General features: G+C 43.4%; 16 protein-coding genes and 4 pseudogenes. 9 read left to right on the top strand and 11 right to left on the bottom strand.

Features of this window, described 5'->3' with window-relative positions:
- Positions 1-97: 97 nt before the first annotated feature.
- The 5 genes and pseudogenes from ACHUFI_RS21965 to ACHUFI_RS21945 form a co-directional block, all read right to left on the bottom strand.
- Positions 98-430, bottom strand: a pseudogene (locus ACHUFI_RS21965) (MerR family transcriptional regulator); the annotation flags it as partial.
- A gap of 132 nt (positions 431-562) precedes the next feature.
- Positions 563-1033, bottom strand: coding sequence for a GNAT family N-acetyltransferase (locus tag ACHUFI_RS21960; RefSeq protein WP_394253083.1), 471 nt, complete (start codon positions 1031-1033; stop codon positions 563-565).
- 141 nt (positions 1034-1174) lie between these two features.
- The gene (locus ACHUFI_RS21955) at positions 1175-1528 is read right to left on the bottom strand and encodes a VOC family protein (protein WP_394253081.1); all 354 of its coding nucleotides are present in this window, start codon (positions 1526-1528) and stop codon (positions 1175-1177) included.
- A 54-nt stretch (positions 1529-1582) separates the two neighbouring features.
- Positions 1583-2009, bottom strand: a pseudogene (locus tag ACHUFI_RS21950) (GNAT family N-acetyltransferase).
- 350 nt (positions 2010-2359) lie between these two features.
- A pseudogene (locus tag ACHUFI_RS21945) lies at positions 2360-3997 on the bottom strand (efflux RND transporter permease subunit); the annotation flags it as partial.
- A 6-nt stretch (positions 3998-4003) separates the two neighbouring features.
- On the opposite strand from ACHUFI_RS21945, the gene ACHUFI_RS21940 reads away from it, so the two are divergent.
- Both ACHUFI_RS21940 and ACHUFI_RS21935 read left to right on the top strand, forming a co-directional pair.
- A complete protein-coding gene (locus tag ACHUFI_RS21940) occupies positions 4004-4822 on the top strand; it encodes a sensor histidine kinase (protein ID WP_394253079.1) in 819 nt (272 codons plus the stop codon).
- A 180-nt stretch (positions 4823-5002) separates the two neighbouring features.
- A pseudogene (locus ACHUFI_RS21935) lies at positions 5003-5986 on the top strand (DUF2860 domain-containing protein).
- A 119-nt stretch (positions 5987-6105) separates the two neighbouring features.
- On the opposite strand, the gene ACHUFI_RS21930 reads toward ACHUFI_RS21935, so the two are convergent.
- The 4 genes from ACHUFI_RS21930 to ACHUFI_RS21915 all read right to left on the bottom strand — a co-directional run bounded on the left by ACHUFI_RS21930 (position 6106) and on the right by ACHUFI_RS21915 (position 10057).
- Positions 6106-6504 (bottom strand): MaoC family dehydratase, encoded by a 399-nt coding sequence (locus tag ACHUFI_RS21930; protein ID WP_394253077.1) that lies wholly within the window; start codon positions 6502-6504, stop codon positions 6106-6108.
- Positions 6504-8261: a class I poly(R)-hydroxyalkanoic acid synthase gene (gene phaC / locus ACHUFI_RS21925; protein ID WP_394253075.1), complete on the bottom strand. Its 1758-nt coding sequence runs from the start codon at positions 8259-8261 to the stop codon at positions 6504-6506. The genes ACHUFI_RS21930 and phaC overlap by 1 nt, the downstream gene beginning before the upstream one ends.
- Before the next feature lie 80 nt (positions 8262-8341).
- On the bottom strand, positions 8342-8692 hold the full coding sequence (locus ACHUFI_RS21920) for a phasin family protein (RefSeq protein WP_394253073.1): 351 nt from the start codon (positions 8690-8692) through the stop codon (positions 8342-8344).
- Between the two features lie 597 nt (positions 8693-9289).
- Positions 9290-10057, bottom strand: coding sequence for an XRE family transcriptional regulator (locus tag ACHUFI_RS21915; protein WP_394253071.1), 768 nt, complete (start codon positions 10055-10057; stop codon positions 9290-9292).
- A gap of 118 nt (positions 10058-10175) precedes the next feature.
- Between ACHUFI_RS21915 and ACHUFI_RS21910 the strand changes: the two genes are divergently transcribed.
- Both ACHUFI_RS21910 and ACHUFI_RS21905 read left to right on the top strand, forming a co-directional pair.
- On the top strand, positions 10176-11435 hold the full coding sequence (locus ACHUFI_RS21910; RefSeq protein WP_394253069.1) for an MFS transporter: 1260 nt from the start codon (positions 10176-10178) through the stop codon (positions 11433-11435).
- 169 nt (positions 11436-11604) lie between these two features.
- Positions 11605-12510, top strand: coding sequence for an alpha/beta hydrolase (locus ACHUFI_RS21905; protein WP_394253067.1), 906 nt, complete (start codon positions 11605-11607; stop codon positions 12508-12510).
- 233 nt (positions 12511-12743) lie between these two features.
- Here ACHUFI_RS21905 and ACHUFI_RS21900 read toward each other — a convergent pair whose 3' ends face one another.
- Positions 12744-13721, bottom strand: coding sequence for a hypothetical protein (locus ACHUFI_RS21900; RefSeq protein ID WP_394253065.1), 978 nt, complete (start codon positions 13719-13721; stop codon positions 12744-12746).
- Between the two features lie 191 nt (positions 13722-13912).
- Here ACHUFI_RS21900 and ACHUFI_RS21895 point away from each other — a divergent pair, with 191 nt between their 5' ends.
- The gene (locus tag ACHUFI_RS21895; protein ID WP_394253063.1) at positions 13913-14833 is read left to right on the top strand and encodes a LysR family transcriptional regulator; all 921 of its coding nucleotides are present in this window, start codon (positions 13913-13915) and stop codon (positions 14831-14833) included.
- Positions 14834-14875: 42 nt separating this feature from the next.
- Here the strand turns inward: ACHUFI_RS21895 and ACHUFI_RS21890 are convergent, their stop codons facing one another.
- On the bottom strand, positions 14876-15664 hold the full coding sequence (locus tag ACHUFI_RS21890; RefSeq protein WP_394253061.1) for a hypothetical protein: 789 nt from the start codon (positions 15662-15664) through the stop codon (positions 14876-14878).
- A gap of 580 nt (positions 15665-16244) precedes the next feature.
- Here ACHUFI_RS21890 and ACHUFI_RS21885 point away from each other — a divergent pair.
- The 4 genes from ACHUFI_RS21885 (at position 16245) to ACHUFI_RS21870 (ending at position 19878) form a co-directional block, all read left to right on the top strand.
- On the top strand, positions 16245-16709 hold the full coding sequence (locus tag ACHUFI_RS21885) for a DUF3015 family protein (protein WP_394253059.1): 465 nt from the start codon (positions 16245-16247) through the stop codon (positions 16707-16709).
- Positions 16710-16780: 71 nt separating this feature from the next.
- Entirely contained in the window at positions 16781-18565 is a 1785-nt protein-coding gene (locus ACHUFI_RS21880; RefSeq protein ID WP_394253057.1) for an Lnb N-terminal periplasmic domain-containing protein, read from the top strand.
- 303 nt (positions 18566-18868) lie between these two features.
- On the top strand, positions 18869-19414 hold the full coding sequence (locus tag ACHUFI_RS21875) for a glutathione peroxidase (RefSeq protein ID WP_394253055.1): 546 nt from the start codon (positions 18869-18871) through the stop codon (positions 19412-19414).
- On the top strand, positions 19411-19878 hold the full coding sequence (locus tag ACHUFI_RS21870; RefSeq protein ID WP_394253053.1) for a DUF3429 domain-containing protein: 468 nt from the start codon (positions 19411-19413) through the stop codon (positions 19876-19878). Before ACHUFI_RS21875 ends, ACHUFI_RS21870 begins: the two co-directional genes overlap by 4 nt.
- Positions 19879-20071 lie beyond the last annotated feature (193 nt).

Genomic DNA, 20071 nt, shown 5'->3' with positions numbered 1-20071 from the left:
AAATATGCGCCCACGCAAAAGACTTGGGTATAGAACACCAACGGAGTATATTCATGCGCATCTGTAGAAAGTGTCGCTCTTCAAACTTGATACTAAGAAGTTTAATTTTTTCTTCTAAGGCAATAAGGTGTGACTGTTGTTGTTCGATATGAGCTAACAAGTTTTCTCTGTGTTGCTCTAGCAGCACCTGACGCTGTAATACCGTATCTACCCCTGACTCCCTTAGCAGCGCATACTCGAGAATTTCTTCGAGAGGCATCGCCGTTTCTTTTAGACGCTTCACAAATTCAATCCAGCCCAGATCTTTCGAAGTATAAACTCGATGCCCACTTCTATTTCGTTGGATATTTTTGAGCAAACCTATTTTTTCATAATATCGAAGAGTGTGAGACGACAAGCCAACCAAACTTGAAAACTCCTTCATATTCATGATTTCACCTCTTAGGCATAACGCCCAATAAGTGTTGAGCAACGCTGCCACCATACTCAAACACTTCACCGTAGTTACTATACAAATTGCAACCGAAAGCGCCGAGCGTGGCGGATCAGCTTAAGTTGTTTATTATGCGATGTTCCCACACATTATGTATTGAGGGCCTGCTGGGCCACCTAGATATAATTTAGAATCGCTTTCAAAGCCACCCTTTTCATAACACAGTTTCGCTCCGGGATTCTTGCAGTTAACTGTTAGGTAAACCCAATTAAACATAGAGTAATGCGCCTCTAAATAGAGAAATAGCGCTTTAACCGCTTTCGTCCCCAATCCTTTACCTTGACTGTTGATATCGACAGCGAAAGCTCTTAAGCCTAGCCCGTCTTTAGGACAAAACTCATAATCATCAGAGTAAGTGACATCTAGTTTAAAGAAACCAATTACGGCACCGTTATTTTTAATAACATGCAAATGAACGGTTTCATTCCCACTGGCTAAAAATTCGTCCGCTGTTCCCGCAAACTTAACCTGTTCAGCTGCCAAACGTACATTCTTAACTTCTTCAATATTTGATTCGTTGACCTTTTCAATTTCTAACATTGTGTTTCCATACCATTAAATAACATGACGCCCGCTGAAGTGGTGAGCAACGCAATAGAGTGTTTCTGCATACCACCTATATAACTAAAATCAACGCATGATGAAAATACCACGCGTTGTGAATCACTCTTGAACAGCTGGTTATGTGTTTTTCCCACGTAATCCTATTAAGTTTCCAAACGGGTCTTCAACTTGACACATCGACAGCCCACCTTCAATTTCCATTGGTCCATGATAAAGATACGCACCTAGAGCTTCAAAATGAGCTAAAGAAACAGATAAATTATCTACTGACCAGTAAACAACAGTGCCACTTCTACCAGTACCAACCTTTTCGTCAGCTTGGACTATTTCTAGCGAGAAACCATTTATGTCGAGTACCGTGAAGTCAAAGTCAGGGTGGTAAACCGGAACCGCTTCAGGAAAAGCTTTCTTGTACCATTCAAGCCCTTTCGCTACATCTGGTACATGAACAAGAACCGCCGATGGATTCATAATCTCCTCCAACCAAATGGCGCCAAGTGTTGTGAATCACGCTCAAATTTATTGTTATGTGATAATCTCACTACCGCGCTCCAGTACCCAACACCGCTCGTTTTTGGTGTAGCCAATTTGTCCATAGTAATCATTGGCTGCCGGTGCGGCGATTAAAAACAGTTTACATGTAGGCTCTATTTGAACTTGAGTTTGAACTTGTAACTGCTTACCTATACCTAGCCTTTGGTATTCTTCATCAACAGCAAGATCTGAAAGATAACAGCAATAATGGAAATCCGTAATAGAGCGAGAAATTCCCACAAGTTTGGTGCCCACCCAAGCCGTGATTATGAGATTGCTATTGTTCAACATACCGTCGATACATTTTATATTTTCTATCGGTCTGCGCTCACCTAGCGTCGAGCGCTTAAGCAAGTCAATGAACTCGTCAGCCGAGATCTGCTGAGATCTGCTGATTAACTTTGTATTCGATATTCAATGTGTCCTCCTTATCACATAGCAGTTTTAGACAGAAAATTTCCCCAATAAAATACAGAGTCTTTCTATCTAGTTCTATGTTGCCACAACTTTACTGGAATGTTCTTTTATAAACAGTGGGTTATCGACATAAATCAGAGGTTAGACTCAAAAATAGAGCATTGTTCTATATCGCTCAATGTGGGTTGTAACTAAAGCATGGATAGAGGGTTACGGATAGCTAAGTCGATTTACCAATGAGGTATATAACCAAGGTTCCAGACTCACTGGTTACGAGGGGGATGAAAGACAAAACCCTCAGATTACGAGGGTTTTGGATAAGTTTTCCCAACTAGCAATCACTTCCTATGCTTACAAACCTGATTTCGTATTTTTGTGGCTAAAGCAAAGCGTATACAGACATGGAATGACAATTAACACGACAGGCAGTGAGAATAAGAGTCCGTAACCTAAGGTTAGAGACATTGGACCCATGTACACGTCGGTACCGCCAATGCCATAAGCGAGTGGCAATAGTCCAACCACAGTGGTAATGGACGTTAACAGTATTGGCCTTAGTCGGCTGGCGGCTGCTTTAATTACTGCGTCCATCACTTGTAAACCTTCCGCTTTAAGTTCATTAATGCGATTTATCAATACCAACGAATTGTTGACCACAACTCCTGTCATACCTAGCACACCAATCAGAGCGAACAAAGATAAAGGCTGCATGTGAACAAACAGTGCCATCAGCGCTGCAACTACCGCAAACGGGATCACCGCCATGATCAGCACTGGCTGTAATAAAGAGCTAAACATAATCGCGAGTACAAAATAGATCCCGACCATAGCCGCAGGGAAAGCGACAAAAAAGCCAGACATAGTGTCACTGGTATTCTCGGCTTCACCGCCAATGTCTAGGAGCACACTTTTTCCTACTTGCTGTGCCAATGCATCTGAAAGTTGCTGGCTTAACTCACCTGAACCTATCGCTTCATCCACTATTTGTGCACTTACCAGTACTTGGCGGTCGCCGTTGTAGTGTAAAAGCTCACGCGGAGCCTGCACCTCTTGCACTTTGGCGAGGCGGTTCAGAGGCACTTTAACCCCACTTGGAGTGGTAATCTTGGTCGTTTTCAGACGTTCAAGATTGCGATATTCCTCATCTAATAAAACACGTAAGTTCACTTCTTGATCGCCAATCCAAGTTGACGTGACACTCTCACCGTCGAAAGCTATACGCAGCGTGGTCGCTAGGTCTTGAACCGTCAGATTGTAACGAGCTAACCATTCATATTGTGGCAATATTTGCAGCTGTGGATCGGTAAGCTGTTCGTTATTCGTCACCTTATCTAAGCTTGGTTGCTCTTTCATCCAAGCCATGACGAGGCCAACCGCATGATTACGCTCTGTTTCATTATTACTGATCACACGAATCTCAATAGGCTCGCCCGGAGGGGGGCCACCAGCGTCGACCGTAAATTTCACAAAATTAATCGCGGGAACGTCTTTCAATTTCTCGTTTAAACTGTCGGCTATCTGATTGGCGGTTCTATCACGTTGCGCAAAGTTGGTCAGCGTCAGTAAGCCATTACTTGCCGGGCTGCCATAAGTCATACTGTAGGAAACCAGCTCATCCTCACCAAGCTGCGCTATAGTATCTTCAAACACTGAATGCGCTTTACGCACCTGTTTTAGCGATGCCCCTGGCGCAACCTCTGTGTATATTTCTATGTATTTAGCCGTTTCGCTTGGGAAGATATCCAGCTTAAGTGTCGTCAATAAAGCACAACTCCCGGTAAGCGCGAGCACAGCGACCAGCAGTACAGACTTTTTCCATTCTAAACAACGGGCTAAAAGAGACTGGTATTGGTTAATCACACGGTTGAAACGTTGTTCTTTTTGCTTTTTCTTCTCTTCGTTCTTTAATGAATTCGCAAGGTGAGCAGGTAACGTAAAAGTACACTCAATCAACGAGAACAGAAGCGCCGCGATAACGGTAATTGGGATGTCTTATTGAGCATATCCACGTTACTAATGCTGTTTCTTGTCGGGATATTAAGCATTTCGACCAAGCGAATGTTTGATGAACTCATGTCACCAGTAGTCGAGTTGAGCCAACAGCTAAAAGACGAGGAAAGATCGCAGTTTTCGGTATCGGAAAATACCATTGATGAAATTAAGCAGCTGACCAATCACCTCAACAGCTATACACAAATGAAAGAAAGAGTGGTGAAACAAGAAATGATGTTCGCAAAATACGCGAGCCATGAACTGAAAACACCAATTGCGATTATTTCAGGTGCGGCAAACTTACAAGCCATGAAAGAAGAAGACGCAGAATTTCAGGCTAAACAACGCCATAGAATTATTGATGCGGCTGACAATATGCAATCGACCGTTGAGATTTTGCTCAATATAGTCAAACAAGAGAACGCAGCATCTAGCGATGAAGTATGGGCAGTCAGCGAGCAAGACATTTCTATTTCAGGACTCACTAAAAAGGCAAAACTCGGTGTGGAAGTAACGCTAAGTATTGCACCAGATACCACACTCAATTTCCCATTGCCTGTACTTAAAATGATTCTGAAAAACATCGTCAACAATTCAATTCGATTTACAGAAAAAGGCTCGATTATCATCCACGTGGCTAGTGACCAAATTTCCGTTCAAGACACAGGCACCGGGTTATCCGATAAAAATGAAACCGAGCATGGCTTGGGGCTTTTGATCGTAAGACGCCTATGTAATGTATATGGTTGGTCCTTCAAGTTGAAAGACAACATGAATAGCAACGGGTGCACTGCGAGTTTAAATCGAACAACAGATAGCTAAAGCTCATGGTGGTCGTTACAAGTCCTGAAATGTTCTAGGGCATTTCAGGGCTCGGCACACGTATTCACCAAGGTCGATTCCCCTTTTCACAAAGAAAAACGCACCTCCTCCTCTGAAATAGACATTTATTCAACATCCCACTTTTTAAAGTTGAGTTCCAATTAATCAGAGATGTTAATCATGAATAAAACGACCCTTTCACTTTCCATTCTAAGCTGTTTTGTGAGTTATTCTTCAATTGCTGAGCTGGCGCCAGAAGCTGGATTTGGTGGTGAAATCTCTCTCAATACTGGCTATATGTCTCAATCGTCTAACTTCAATACAGATGTTAAAGATCCAATATCGGATCTTAATTCTGAAGGTGAATCCAATGGGCAAATGCTTGTCGCGCCACTAGGACAAATCAATTACACGTTCGGGCATCAGTTAGATAAACAGGTATATATCGGTACTTCGCGTGAAGATATCGCCGTTGGTGATTTCGCTTTTGAAATTGGTTATAAACAAGAACTCGAGTCTGGCATGGTGGTTGACGCATCATTTCTTCCAACTGTGGTATCAGGGGAAACATGGAGCGACCCATACGCAATTAACTCCGTACGAGAAGTGACAGACGAAACAGGCAATGCCTATCGATTAAAGCTGGAATCGATTGCTGGTAGTGATTTCACGCTGGATATGGCCTACGCCAACATTGATGTGAAAGATGAAGCATCTGGCTCCGATTTAAGTGCATCAGAGCAAGCTAAACTTCAGCGCGATGGCAGCGTTATGTTCGTTAAAGGTGAGTATAAATATATGCTCAATCAGACGTCAGGTCTGATTCCATCGTTAAGCTACAGAGTACGCTCTGCAGACGGCGAAGCGATGGCCTACAAAGCCTATGGAACAGACATTACCTACTTTAAAGTTTTAGATCGTCATCAGTTTGCACTAACGGCTGGCTACGAAACTCGCAGCTACGATGGCTCAAACCCTATGTTTAACGAGACTCGCAGTGATAATGAAGTAAGCCTGTTCGCCGCCTAAGAATATGACCAATTTATGGGCTGGGAAGATGTCTCGCTTATCTCGTTCGCAGGTTACGGAAGCAGTTCTTCAAATATTGATTTCTACAATGACTCGGAATACTTGCTTTCAGCGGGTGTGAACTACAAATTTTAATTCAATCACTTGGCCTGATTTCACTCAGGCCAAGGCTTCTAACTCAACATTGGCAACTGACACGTTAACAAATTGGCAGGTAGTCCCATACTCGTTCGTGTCACTTCATACCCAATTGGCTACACGGAGCACATGACCGTTGCTTCACCATCAACGGCGATTTGACCATCGGCATTCAACACTTGAGTGGAAATTACGGCGATCGGTTTATCTTCTCTCACACTTGTGACTTCCACCTTGGCTGTGACGGTTTCGCCAACAAAGAGAGGGCGAACAAACTTCAAAGACTGCCCTAAGTAGATGCTGCCCGCGCCGGGTACTTTTGAGGCCAACAAACCAGAGATAAGGCTCGATGCCAACATACCATGTACGATCGGGCGTTCAAATTGGGTGTTTTTGGCAAATTCTTCATCTAAATGGATTGGGTTGTAGTCTTCCGAGACACTCGCAAACGCTTCCACGGTTTGCTTGTCTAGGGTCTTTTCTATGGTGGCAGTTTGGCCGATTTCTGGCTTCATTATGCGGATTCCTTTTCCATTTCTGTTTCTTGTGCAATGACGTCTTGAATACGCTGTTTCACGTATTCACCAGGGGCATCCAGCTCCCCTTCTAGTTCACGAGCTTCAATCATTTCTGAGAAGTTGCGTTCATCAACCCAGGTTTGCCAATGCGACCACCAGGAGCCTTGATGCTTGTCGGCACTTGCAAGCCATTGAGGTGGTGCTTGGTCGTTATTGTCATTGGTCCAGAAGCCATATTTATTTGAGTCAGCGTGGTTCATTGGCCCCGCGATGTGCCCGCTTTCAGCCAGTACAAACTTGTTGTCTCCACCAAGCAGTTTTGTGCCTTCAAAGTTGCCATCCCACAAGGCGATATGGTCATCAATCGCAGACAGGAAATAGGCTGGCGATTTAATCTTACCTAGATCAATGGTTACGCCATCAATCACCAGTTCGCCTTTGGCTAATCGATTTTCAAGATAGCACTGACGCAATAGTTGGTTATGCGTTGCTGCCGTCACATTGGTGTTGTCACAGTTCCAATAAAGCAGGTCAAACGCCATTGGGCTTTCACCCTTCAAGTAGTTGGAGATGTAGTAGTTCCAATACAGGCTGTTTTCACGAAGCAGACTGAATGACACAGCCATTTGACGACCGTCCATATAACCGCGTTGGTTGTTTTGTGCTTCGATGCTACTAATGATGGGGTCATTGATGAAGACACCAAGCTCACCGGGCTTAGTGAAATCGAGGATTGTGGTCAGAAGAGTGACCGATTTGATGCGCTGTTTTCGGCGCTTGCCAGAAAGGTAAGCCATGGCCGCAACTAAGGTTGTACCGCCAATGCAGTAGCCAATGCCGTTAACTTCTCGCTCGCCGGTGACACTTTCAATCGCATCAAGCGCGGGTAACACACCTTGCGTTACATAGCTTCCAAAGTCGACATCTCGCATTTGAGCGTTAGGGTTCACCCAAGAGATCATAAATACCGTGTGACCTTGGCTGACTAACCATTTCACGTAAGACGTTTCTGGGTTTACGTCCATGATGTAATACTTGTTCACGAATGGCGGAACGATAAGTGTCGGACGTTTATAAACTTGCTCTGTGGTCGGCTTGTATTGAATCAGCTCAAACATCTCATTTTGGAAGACGACTTTTCCAGGCGTTGAGGCAATATTCTCACCCAAGGTGAACTGGCTCTTATCCGTCATTCGAATATTGAGTATGTCGACACTTTGCTCTAAGTCCTGACGGAATTGCTTCATCCCTTGGATCAGGTTTTCACCATTGCTGTCCATGGTCAGTTTTAGTATTTCTGGGTTGGTCGACACAAAGTTACTTGGCGACATCGCATTGAGATACTGACGAGTGAAAAATGAAAGGCGAGCTTTGGTATCGTCATCTAGCCCTTCACTGTTTTCAACCGATTGCTGAATGTTGTCACAAGCGAGTTTGTAGCTCTCTTTGATGTAGCGATAAAGTGGTGTTTCGTTCCAAGAAGGGTCACGGAAACGGCGGTCGGTCTCTTTGGTTTGTTCTTGAGTGCCGAGGATACAATCATTGAGCAGATTGACTTGTTGTGCCCACCAATTCATCTGTTGCTCGACCATATTGGTTGGGTTCTGCACCAATGAGTCCGCCCACTTCGTAAAATCTTCTGATTGAGTTTTCATCAATGTGGACTGCGTTGGCTGACCCAGATTGTCCATCCATGCTTGTCCGTATTGGGACATAAGATTCATCATACCTTCAAAGGGCGATTTATTTTCCATTCTGACATCCTTGTAAGAAGTGATGCTGTGAGATGGCGGCGCTAGGAGTCATGCTCCGCCATCAATCGACAAACCGTAAATTAGGCACTTTGTGCGGTTTTCACCGCAGAAGCCGTCAGTTCATCAGCGGCAGATTTAAAATCTTGACCAAGTTGGGTCAGCTTTTGGCTATCTTCCAATAGTTGCTGTGAAAGCTTACTTGCCACTTCCATCTGTTTGGAGCCGTAGGCAGGGATGTCTTGTGGCTGCTTTAATGACGCCAAGCTTTGTAGCGATTCATTACCTAACGCGCTGTACGCCTGCAGGCTTTCAAGCTGAATCGTGGTGAGTGTCTCGATGTTTTTAGTCACTAACTGGTTGAAGTTGTAGAACGGGTTAGTTACAGATTCTAGCTGTGAGGTAAAGGCTTTAAATGTTTCCTGAGTAGACATAGTTTCATTCCTTGTGCTAAGCGGTTCGGGGACGTGAATGTTCACTTCCAATGCAAGTTTTAGTTCGAAATGTTGCGCAACAGTTAACATATTGATAAAGATCAAATCGAAAGTCATCCCGTTAAATGCGTGGAAAATCGCTCCATAAATCGAACAATTTAAACTAGTGTTTGAATTTCTTGTTTTAATACTCTTCCCCATAGACAGATCAGTGGATTCAAAGTGGTTCGGATATGACTCTCGTTTAATACAGCTTACTCAATCAAAGACGTGAATTAACAGAAGTGTGAACTTGGTCACCTTGGTGTGTTTAATTTAACCGGATGACAGAGGGCAATTAGTCGTGTGGAGAGGCGATATCGGTTCAATTTTTGCTCATGACGGATCAGAGATGAGGTATTGCACTGAATTCATTTACGGTGTTCTGATCAGATTTTTATTCAATCTAAACAACGCCTATTGAGGTGGCTTTTAATACTGAGATAGATTTTAGGTCCAAATGGGACACTTTCGCTCTAGAAAGAACGCGAAATCTAATGCCCATTGGTGCCTGATGCTAAAGAGTTTTTAAAAATGTACTTAGTTAAAACGGGAGTCCTAGATAGAGTTATCGTTGGGCAGGTAAACTAACTTCTCGTGGTCGCTTCCTTGTGCTGCCATAAGCGCAAACGTGTAGGGCTTACGCTGGTCAGCGTTTTGTTTGTTAGATGCCTGACTTTGACGTAATTGATTAAACATCACTTCTTCGAGCTTTTGATTAAGCTGCAGAAATTCAGTCTCAGTGAGCTCTGCAATCATACTTGTCACAAATGCATCTTTATCATCTACCGATAGATTCTCAACTCGTTGGCATAAGCGAGTAAGACGGCGCGACATAAAATACGTGGGGAATTTCGCCCCTTTATCAAAAGCACTGTCCGCTGGCATCAGCAACTGATATTGATTGGCCAGTTTTAACTCGATCAAACCTAGCTGCTCTAACTCTCTTAGATATTGATACATCACTGTTTGCTTCAGACCATATTGCTGAATCAGGTCATCGATACTTTTTTGTTCAGCTAGCGCACTCCACAATGTAAATAAGTGTGGTCGCTGATAAAAGGCTTCATCTTGCTGTGCTGTAAATAGATGCAAATGATCAAGGCTCTTTTCGGCTCGTTGCAACAGCTTAGACAATGGTAAATCTATCAACTGGCTAATACTGATTAGGCGCTGCATCGACAGTGGTTGCACGTTATTCAGCAATCGCTTTACGCTGACCTCTGACACTTCTAATGATTCTGCAACGCGCTGATAAGTGATCTTCTCCTTTCTGAGTTCTGACTTAATAACCAAACATACGGCTTGCGCTAAACGCTCATCCATAACGATCCCTTTCAATAGTGTAATGACCTTAAAAGTATCACAAGGAGACCTTTCCAATCTAATTATTGATATTAACGGTCAAAATGAGACCCTCACCTTACAAAATAAGGAGTTTCTCATGACACCACTCACTAAACGATTTGCTTTGCAGCAGGGCTTACACTGGATGATAGTCGGCCTAATTATTCCGGTGCTCACTTTACTGTTCCAGGCTCACGGCCTCAACTTAGCGGAAATTGGGATTATCATGGCAGTCTGGGTTGGCACGACTGCAATCCTCGAAATCCCGCTTGGCAGCGTCGCTGATCATTTGGGCCGCAGGTCCATTTATTTGCTGTCGTTGTTGATGAACATCATTGGCTGCACACTGTTGTATTTTGCCGATAGTTTTGAGTGGTTGCTCATGGCCAGCGTTATTTTGGGAGCATCACGCGCTGTCTATTCAGGAACCTTAGATGCATGGTTTTACGACCGCTTTCAGCAGGTGGCGACAAACAGCAGTTATCATGCAGAACTTGCGAAGGTCAATATTGTGGTCACCTTTGGGCTAGCGATCGGCTGCTTAATCGGCGGTTGGTTACCTGACTATACGGTTAATCATTACTTAGCGGACCACCAAAGCCTGACCGGCCCCGCTGTGTTTGAGCTAAATATTTTTGCGATCATCGCTGGAAACTTGCTGTTATTCGCAGTGACATTATTGTTGATTGATGAAGTGCATATCCGTTCTACAACCTCTTTATCTTTCAAATTAGCGTTACGCACCTCACTCAAAGCAATGGCGGTTGCCCGTCAACATTCGATTTTGCTGCCCTTAATGATCAGTAGTTTACTGATGGGGATGACGCTTAGTGTCGTTGAGCACTTTTGGCAGCCTTATTTAGCCGGTTTACTAGATGAGCAACAATATACGTTGTCGGTTTTTGGCGTTATTTCTGCCCTCTATTTTTTAATGGCTGCTTCTTCATCTGGATTATCCATTTACTTCTTAAAATGGTTTGAGGGTTCCCATCGAATGCTGTTGTTGAGTAGCCGCCTACTGGCTGCAGTGATGTTGATGGCTTTAGCTATGAGTGATGATTTAATCAGCTTTTCATTGAGCTATCTCGCGTTCTTTTTTCTGTTCACTGCCGGTAACAATTCTGAATCGGTCCTACTCAATCAAAATACTCTGAGTGATATGCGTTCGACAATGTTGTCTATCCATTCTTTTATTATCACCATCGGAGGTATGAGTTCTTCATTACTGTTTGGTTATGTTAGCCAGCAGTTAAGCATCTCAATCAGCTGGCTTATCTGTGGTTGTGTGTTGCTACTCGGCTGCGGGCTATTTTTACGCATGCCTAACCACATTCAGGCTGAACCCGAACAGGCCTAAAGCTGGGCCATCAAGAAAGAGGCTCTTTGGAGTGAGAAGTATTAACCAACGCTCGTGAATCCTAAAATCACGAATATATCTAGCATCTTGAAATTAATATGAACTTAACTGCTTACCAGTCCACTAATAGTACGATGTTAACTTTTCACCTTAGCCTCAAGGTTTTGCAATGAGCTTAATTCGGATAACCCTATTAACACCGCTGTTCATTATTGGCATAGCGAATGCTTCTTCCACTACTCAAATTGTCGAGAGACAAGATGGTTCTTCGTTAACCTATTACTTAACGCGTTCTTCGCCAAATCAAAGTGATACCTTGTTAGTTATCATGCAGGGCTCGAACTGTAATAGCGTCTCGCACAGCTCTTCTATTAACGACCAGTTTTCTCAAGTCTTTCCAGCTGCGGATTTACTCACGGTAGAGAAATACGGTCTAAACCAAGATATTAGTTGGAATCCGAAGGGAGACAGTCCCGACTGCCCCGCTGTGTATATTCAAAAAGACTCACCCACACAGCGAGCAGCCGATTACCGACAAGTAATCGAGAGCATTGATAGTAATTACGAGAATATTATTGTGCTTGGCGGGAGTGAAGGAGCATTGGTTTCTTCTATGGTAGCGTCACAAGTTCCATCGATTGATACCTTAGTCTCTTTAAACGCAGGTGGTCGCTTCTTTGTTGATGACGTTCTCTATAATATGGAACAGACCATGCCACCAGAAGCATTTACAGAAGCAAAAAACGGTTTCTTAGGCTTTCAGAAGGCGGTTGTGAATGTTGAATATATGGATATCAATATGAGCGGTCATGGCTTCGCTTGGTGGAAAGACATGTTCACATTAGACCAAACTGAGATACTAGAGAAAGTAAGCGCAGACACGCTCATTTTGCAATCTGAGTTGGATATTAATGTTTCACCTAAGCTAGCAGAACAACAAGCACAGCAAGTGAAACAATCACGTTCAAACGTGTCTTTTGTATTACTCGATGGTTTAGATCATTCGTTTGGAAATCAGCAAGGCGAAAGTCAGAAACAAGCCGTTATCAAACAGATTCAAGAATTGTTAGATTGAATTGAGTAAGCGCAAAGAAGTTAAGCTGCGCTCTTTTCCTACAACGTGATTGTTCTATAAATATCGTAGTGCTCATCAAGGACTAGAGGCTGATCATAAACATCTTGAATGAATGCAATATATAGAAATGGTCTAGCGTCAAACTAGACCATTAATTCAGATAAGCAAAAAGGCAAAAGGAGATCACCCCTATTTTTAACTAGGCACACTATCCAAATTGATTGTGAACCCTATTACTTACCTGTTACTTTGTACATGTTGTCTGCTTGCTCTTTGACGGTCTCGGCATCAATTGGAAGGTACATTCTTACTAAAAAATTACCGCCTTTTTCTACTGTCGCATTACCTGTACCCAGCTCGCAGTTGGTCGTGAATGAGAAAGAATTGCCATTATCTTTCATCTCACTGTGCGGAATATAAAAATCATTTTCATGGATCCAGCCATCAGCTCCATAGAAAGTGGCAGATAGATACCCGTTATTTTTCCAATCTAGAGACGGCTTCTCAATGGTCCATGTTTGGCATTTGTCTGAAGTGACTTGCAGAGGAACATATTGAGCAGTATCCATAGGTAGTCCACCCCATCCATAAGCTGCCGCATATAGGTAGTTATGTGGATCCACGTCTTTTAGTGTTTTTCCGAAAGCGTTGTGCCCAGCAATTGGTTGCTCTCCGGCATTGACCTGACGAACTAACTCATCGCGGAAAGCAATCACTTCATCGGCATCAAAGCCTTTAGCTGGATAGGGCCTTGCGGCGTTCGCTTCAAACTTCAACTGACTTTGGCGATGTTTTGTGTCGGCGTAGTCACCGTTATCGCGTGTTCTTGCCAGTAGGTAAACATATTCACCTTGAATGTCATCTGCTGTCACTTTTAGGGTTTCACCATTTTTCACAACTTGGTGGAATAGGTGGTGTTCGTCAATGATGTGGATAATCTGAAATTCGTCAGATTGGGGTACTGTGAATGTAGCTCCTTTACTGACATCAACGATAGCAATGGAGTAGACAACATCACGGTTAGAACGGATCACTTGTTGGTTATCAATGCTCACGGGGTCATCATGCATCCATGTGTTCACGCCAACTTTTTCTTGTACGCCAGTAAAGTACCAATCAGATTCGGCAACAACGTAGTTGTCCATTGTCACTGGAGCAGCCACACAGCTAAATGCACTGATTAGAGATAAAGATAGAATCGTTTTTTTCATGTTTGACTCGCTTATTCGAAGGTTTAATTATCGTCCTTCTAAAACTTTGCCGAATCAGTGCGTTAACTGCTTGCTGATTCGTATTCCATTACCTATGTCTGTGATGATAAAGAGCTAATTGAGATTCGAATAGTTGAATTTAGTTACCTTGCTGTTAAGCTGAACTTAATACAACTTATAAAGGGACAGCGATGAGCAACGATAAGTTTAAGAACCTTGATCTCAACCTACTCAAGTTATTCTCTGTTGTTTATCAACAACGTAATCTAAAGAAGTCTTCTGAGTTGCTATTTATTTCACCTCCTGCTGTTAGCCAAAATATTAATAAGTTACGTGACCACTTTGAGGATGAGTTGTTTGTTAAAACTCCAAAGGGGTTTGATACGACTCCGTTCGCAGACAGTCTTTTTTCGGCCTTGTCTCCAGCGTTAACTCATTTGTCCAATGCGGTGAATACTCATGGTGAATTTGAGCCTAGCGAGCTTGATGGCACCATCACGGTTGATATGGGGCAACAGATCATTCCTTGGTTATCGCCGATGATGTTTGAGCAAATCTCAGTGTTATGCCCTAACGTTACTTTTGCTTCTCACAATATGACCACCGAAACACCAGCAATGATGAAAACCGATCAAGTTGATATTGCTGTCCAGTTTCAGTTTTCTAGTACGACAAAAGACATCTACGAGCTTCCTCTGGGAGATGTGAGCTTCGTTGCGGTAGTGAGAGAAGATCATCCCTTTAAAAAGGAAACGGCGACGATTGAGGAGCTATTAGAATACGATTTTGCCCTGATAGAAATGCCGTTTTTTAATACTTTCCATACTTCCCTTATTGAGCAAATGGTAGCCAAAAAAGGGTTAGACATTAATGTTGTCCATAGAAGTACATCAGCAATCAGTATTCGTGAAATTGTGTTGAAGACGGACTTGATTGCTCCGGCTCTAGAAAACTTTGTACAGCATTGTGGGGAAGGGCTCAGAGCGATAAAAGTTACGAATTTTGAAGAACTTACCACGTTGCGTTTATGTGCCTATATCCACAAGAAGAACAGAAAGAGTAAAAAACACTTGTGGCTATATGAGATGATTAAACCACTCGTCAATACGTAAGAGTTGGCTCGGTACATTGCAAACCAACTCTTATTCTATGAATCAAAATTGGTAATTGAACTCTATGCGATGATCACCATCTGCGTAGTGAGTGTTTTCAGTCCAGTTAGCATAGTAGCGAACATTCGCTCTTGGAATTATTTGGTAACCTAACGAAAACTCATGGGTCATGATTGAGTCATCTTGCTGAAAACCGTGCTCTTTGTAAGCAGATGAGCCGGAAATTGTGCCCATGTACATTGGATTATAATTGAGCCAAATTTTGTCTGTAAATTGCATCTTTGCATACATACCAGCCACGTAGAAAGTACCGTGTAGGTTGTAACGGTCTCGAACTTGGCTAGCGTCTAAGTCTCCACCAGCCGTCCCCTCTAACTCTTCTCCTGCGGCAATACCTAAGCCAGCTAACGGGTAGAAGTTGAACATGCCCATCTGCGGCAGCGCTTGGATGAAGCTATAAGATGCTGAGCCTTGATTACTATCAAAGTTCCAATTTACGTCAACTTGAGATCCTCGGCCATTGGTTAGGTCAACGCCGAAATTTCTATATCGAATCGAATCAATACTGACATCGTTGTTTCGATTACTCCATCCTAGAACATCGCCTGCGATACCTTTGATTTCGAACACATTCATCCCCATCGTGACATCATTACCCGTATCATAGGTTTGACCGATTTTGACGTTGAGTCCTCTGTCGGTGTAGCCAAAACCTGCCTGTGTGTAGACCGCAAGCGGGTCTGACATATCTTGAATTTCAGACTCTTGAGCGAACGATGCTGTTGTAATAGAAAGGGACGTTAGAACAAAGATAGACCTGGGTATAAACATTTGTAACCTCGTTAAATGGTAGGTCTACGTCCTTGTAGAATGAAGACTCACTAAGACTTTACAAATAGTTTTTGTTTGACGGAATTCACAATCACTTAATCAGGTGTTAAGTGAGGCTTCATAAAATGAAGGTTCATCCGATAGGAAAATCAAAACACATTTTGGGGCTGAAGTGCGTCAGCCTGACGGTCTGGCTGTTGAGCATGAAAACATATCGTAATATCAAAAAGGTTAAGGATTGTTTGGTCGCATGCAGTTGCTGATTACTTAAGCTGATGACCCGTCTTCTCCACAAGCTTTTGCATCGACTCCGCAAACGCAGTGACTCCGCCTAGAGCTATAACAGCACCAAACTCACCGCTAGGGAACTCCTTCTTATCAAATCATAGAACTACCAAGCATCCTCTTAAGATAAAGTATGGTTCACACATTCGCCTCATTCGTATAACTCGCCAAACATTAGTTTCTTTTTACTTTTCCTCAATTGGTTCTAAAGTTTAAAGAGTGCAGTGCGTTATTTATTTGCTCTGCTATAAAAGTTTGAACAGGGGGCTCTATTTTGAAAAACAAAATCTTGGCTTTGCTATTAATAACTTTTGCTTATCTGCCACACGCCAACGCTTCTCTAGATGGCATCTATAAGGGATGTGGCTTGGGGCACTGGGTTGCCAACGGCTATGCGAACAGCTGGCTTGCCGTCACCACTAACGTAATCTGGGACTTAGGTACTACCGCGTCCATCTCTTATTATTCCACCCCAGGCTCGTGCTCGGGTCCATTTTATGCCGCCGCACAGTTTATCGACAGAACCTACCCTGAATTGGAACAAGAGACAGTACAGGGAGAAGGTGAGCATATGCTTGCGATGCTGAATATCCTTGAATGCGAACAGGAAGAACAACAGATAGTACGTCAAGGTATTCGAAGTGATTTTGCAAAAGTACTGGCAAATGATAATTACGCTGAAATGCCTCATCATGAGAAGGCCGACAGTTATTACCGGATTGTGGCAAAACATGCTTCACAGCAGTGCTCGCTGTCTTAATCCGCATTAACAATCAGATGATACGATGCGTCGTATCATCTTATTTGGGCATATCGCTCTTTTTAGCGCTTTTGTCTTCTTGGCCAGTTTCTGGGTCACCTTCACTTAATGAAAAACAGATTAATCAGTGGTCCAAACTGCTGCATTTTAAAGATGGCAGTAGCACCATCTCCAGCCCTGAATTTTTCCTTTCCGAAAACGGCAGCTTTAATGCAGAAGCAGAATTTATTGCTACTCTTAACGCTTTTACAGCGCCATCTTCAATAGCACATTGCCGCTACCCTGCACGATACATCTGGGTTAAAGACAGCTTTGACTCTGATTTAGATCTGTCTTTACAAGATTGCGAAGACTATCAGCAATGGATTCAGCACAGCAAAACTGAGTCGGTCAGTCTTGTTTATGTCACCGGATATCTTGGAAACCCAGCCTCTTTTTTTGGTCACCTGATGATGAAATTTAACCGTCAGGGCGACAACAAAGCGGATATCGAACTACTTGATACGGGTATTAACTTCGGAGCGAACGCGCATCCTGACGACAATCCGGTTAAATATGTTCTGTATGGTATCTTTGGTGGCTACACCGCCACTTACACCACTGCCACTTACTATCTTCATACCGGGAATTATGCGGAGAACGAGCAGCGAGAACTATGGGAATATGAACTTAGCCTGACCAAACAAGAAGTAGCGCTGATAGAGGCGCATTTGTTTGAGCTACAGAATGTAGATTTCAGCTATTACTTCCTAAGCGATAACTGCTCTACTGCATTTAAAGACATTTTGAATATTGTACTAGAACAGCCGCTTGATACAGGAATTCAACCATGGGACATGCCCATTGACATATTCCATGCAATCCCAGACGTTCAGCACCAAGGTCAGCCTTTGGTTAAAAAGGTCAATCAACGTCTATCGAAGTATAGCCGCATTCAAAACAAGTACCTTGCCCTAAGTAATGCAGAAAGGCAGCAAGCACTCTCCATTGCCAAAAACCTATCGGAATTGGAGCCATTTATGCAGTCCGGTGATTTTTCTGAATATGAAAAAGCCAAGGTCCTTGATGTGTTAACCGAGTACACAGAATTATTAATAGTCACAAAAAATGAGGCTGACACTAACTACAGGGAACAAAAGCGTAAGTTATTACTGGCGAGATTGCAGTTTGACAGCTTTAGTGTGGACTGGCCGGAGAGTAAAGCCAAACCTCCTCATCAGGCTCAGCTACCTTTCAGTCTTGGTATCGGTAGCGGTTATAGCAACGATTATGGTGGGTATGTCAGCTTAAGGGGGCATGGCGCTTATTATGACTTTTTGTCCATCGATGCTGCACGGCTAAAAGATTCTGCGCTTACGGTTATGGACACTGAGCTTCATATCACCGACGACAAACTGCGTCTTAAAAGGTTAGACTTTCTCAATGTCGCTTCACTTAACACTAATGATGTGGATTTGTTTGAAAACGATCGCTTAGCGTGGCAATTAGCTCTCTCACTTGAACATAGCAAGTGCCATTATGATGAGTGTTACCGGTCATATTTCAAGGGTTATTTAGGTTTCGCCACACGCCAATCTCATCGCCTTTCAGCCTATGCGATGGCTGGCGGACAGGTCGATTTCGCCTACTTTGATGAATCAGATTTTCAGTTTCCACTAGGCGTGCTTTATAGCTGGAGTAGCCACTGGAAAACGCACCTGAGAATCACACCTTCATTAAGTTTGAATGGTAATGGATGGGACTATACCTTAGTTGGGGACTCACGCTTTCATATCAGCAATGAAGCTGACGTCCGTATAATTTTCGAGAAAAGCTACGACAAATTGGTCGCGGTTTATTACAACCGATACTTTTAAGTGACCCAACCTACTATTAAGCGAGCATACTATTGGAATACCCCCCCCCATCAACGACACTTATAGAAGCGCTGCCTCTCTACATTTAGCAGTACGGGAGTTGGAGGGGCGGCCATTGGCTTGAAGCAAAAAAAGAGTCATCTTGCAGGCTTCTAACCTTGGAGCCAAAGTGAATATCAGGCGCTTAGTGGCTCCCAATTTTCCTCACCGATAGCGGGTTCTTAAGTGATAACGGCCTTTAAAGTGATCATTTCAAGTCAATCAACCGTAATACAGTTATCACAACTAAAATGAGTCAGACCTATGAAACATTCGCTGCTGTGCTCCACCGCCCTAATCGCGATTTTAACCAGTTCATTCGCCTTTTCAGCAAGCTGCCCTGAGATACTAACCGGCAAACAAAGGCTGTTAAATTCAAACGAAGAGATTGAACTGTGTGAAAAATTTCAAGGCAAAACTTTATTGATTGTAAACACGGCAAGCCAGTGCGGTTTCACTCCTCAGTTCGAGCAACTTGAGCAACTTCATCAAACGTACAAAAATAAAGGATTCACGGTTGTTGGATTCCCCAGTAATGATTTTCGCCAAGACAGAGGAAGCGAAGAACAATCTGCCAAAATCTGCTATCTCGATTATGGAGTGACCTTTCCGATGATGGCGCGTGCATCACTCTCTGGGCCTGACGCAAATCCAGTCTTTTCGGAAATCCAACAACAAGCCGGCGTCAAACCGAGATGGAATTTCTACAAGTTCTTGATCAGTAAAGAAGGCAAGGTGGTAGCAACCTTCCCGAGTTCTACATCGCCAGACAGTACTACCCTAAAAAATGCAATAGAGCAGCAGCTATGAGTTCACATTACATAGCAACAACTCAAACACGCAACACCATGACCAGCCTCGGTTATATGGGTTTAGTGCCCTTTTTATTCAGCCTGTTTTTGTCGTTCACCGATAGCCAACTCTTTACCTTGAGCGGCGGAACACTCTTCATCACCTACAGCGTGGCTATCTTGAGCTTTTTGTCGGGCATCTTATGGAGTAATGGGATAGAGAACTTCGAAAGTCAATTCAGCAACAAGGCTCTAATTCTGAGCAATGTTATTGTGTTAGCAGCTTGGCTAGCGGTGCTACTCGGTGAGCAGAAAGAGTTCCTCACCACTCTGATACTTATCATTGGCTACATAGCGGTTTGGCGAGCGGAAAGGTCAATGAGAGAAGAGAACCAAAGTGAAGGCCCCGACGGCTATTTAGACATGCGAACCAGATTAACCCCTTGCGTGGTATTAATGCACGGTATAGTGATGTTGACTTAAGACAATGACACCTGCATCCAGTATAAACGGGGCAGGTCTCGCGTTTTGCCACACATGACTTCTTATGTATCTAGAACCCACCTACTATCTGTAACGTATTTAGAAGTGTAACAAGCTTTTGTCGGATAGGCGACACCTGTTACCAGATGCCGCCCTCCTAAGAACCGTACGTGCAACTTTCACTGCATACGGC

The organism is Vibrio profundi (assembly GCF_043642225.1).
GTDB classification, from domain to species: Bacteria; Pseudomonadota; Gammaproteobacteria; order Enterobacterales; family Vibrionaceae; genus Vibrio; species Vibrio profundi_A.
The sequence above is the reverse complement of the archived record's forward strand: the minus strand, read 5'-3'. Positions and strand labels throughout refer to the sequence as shown.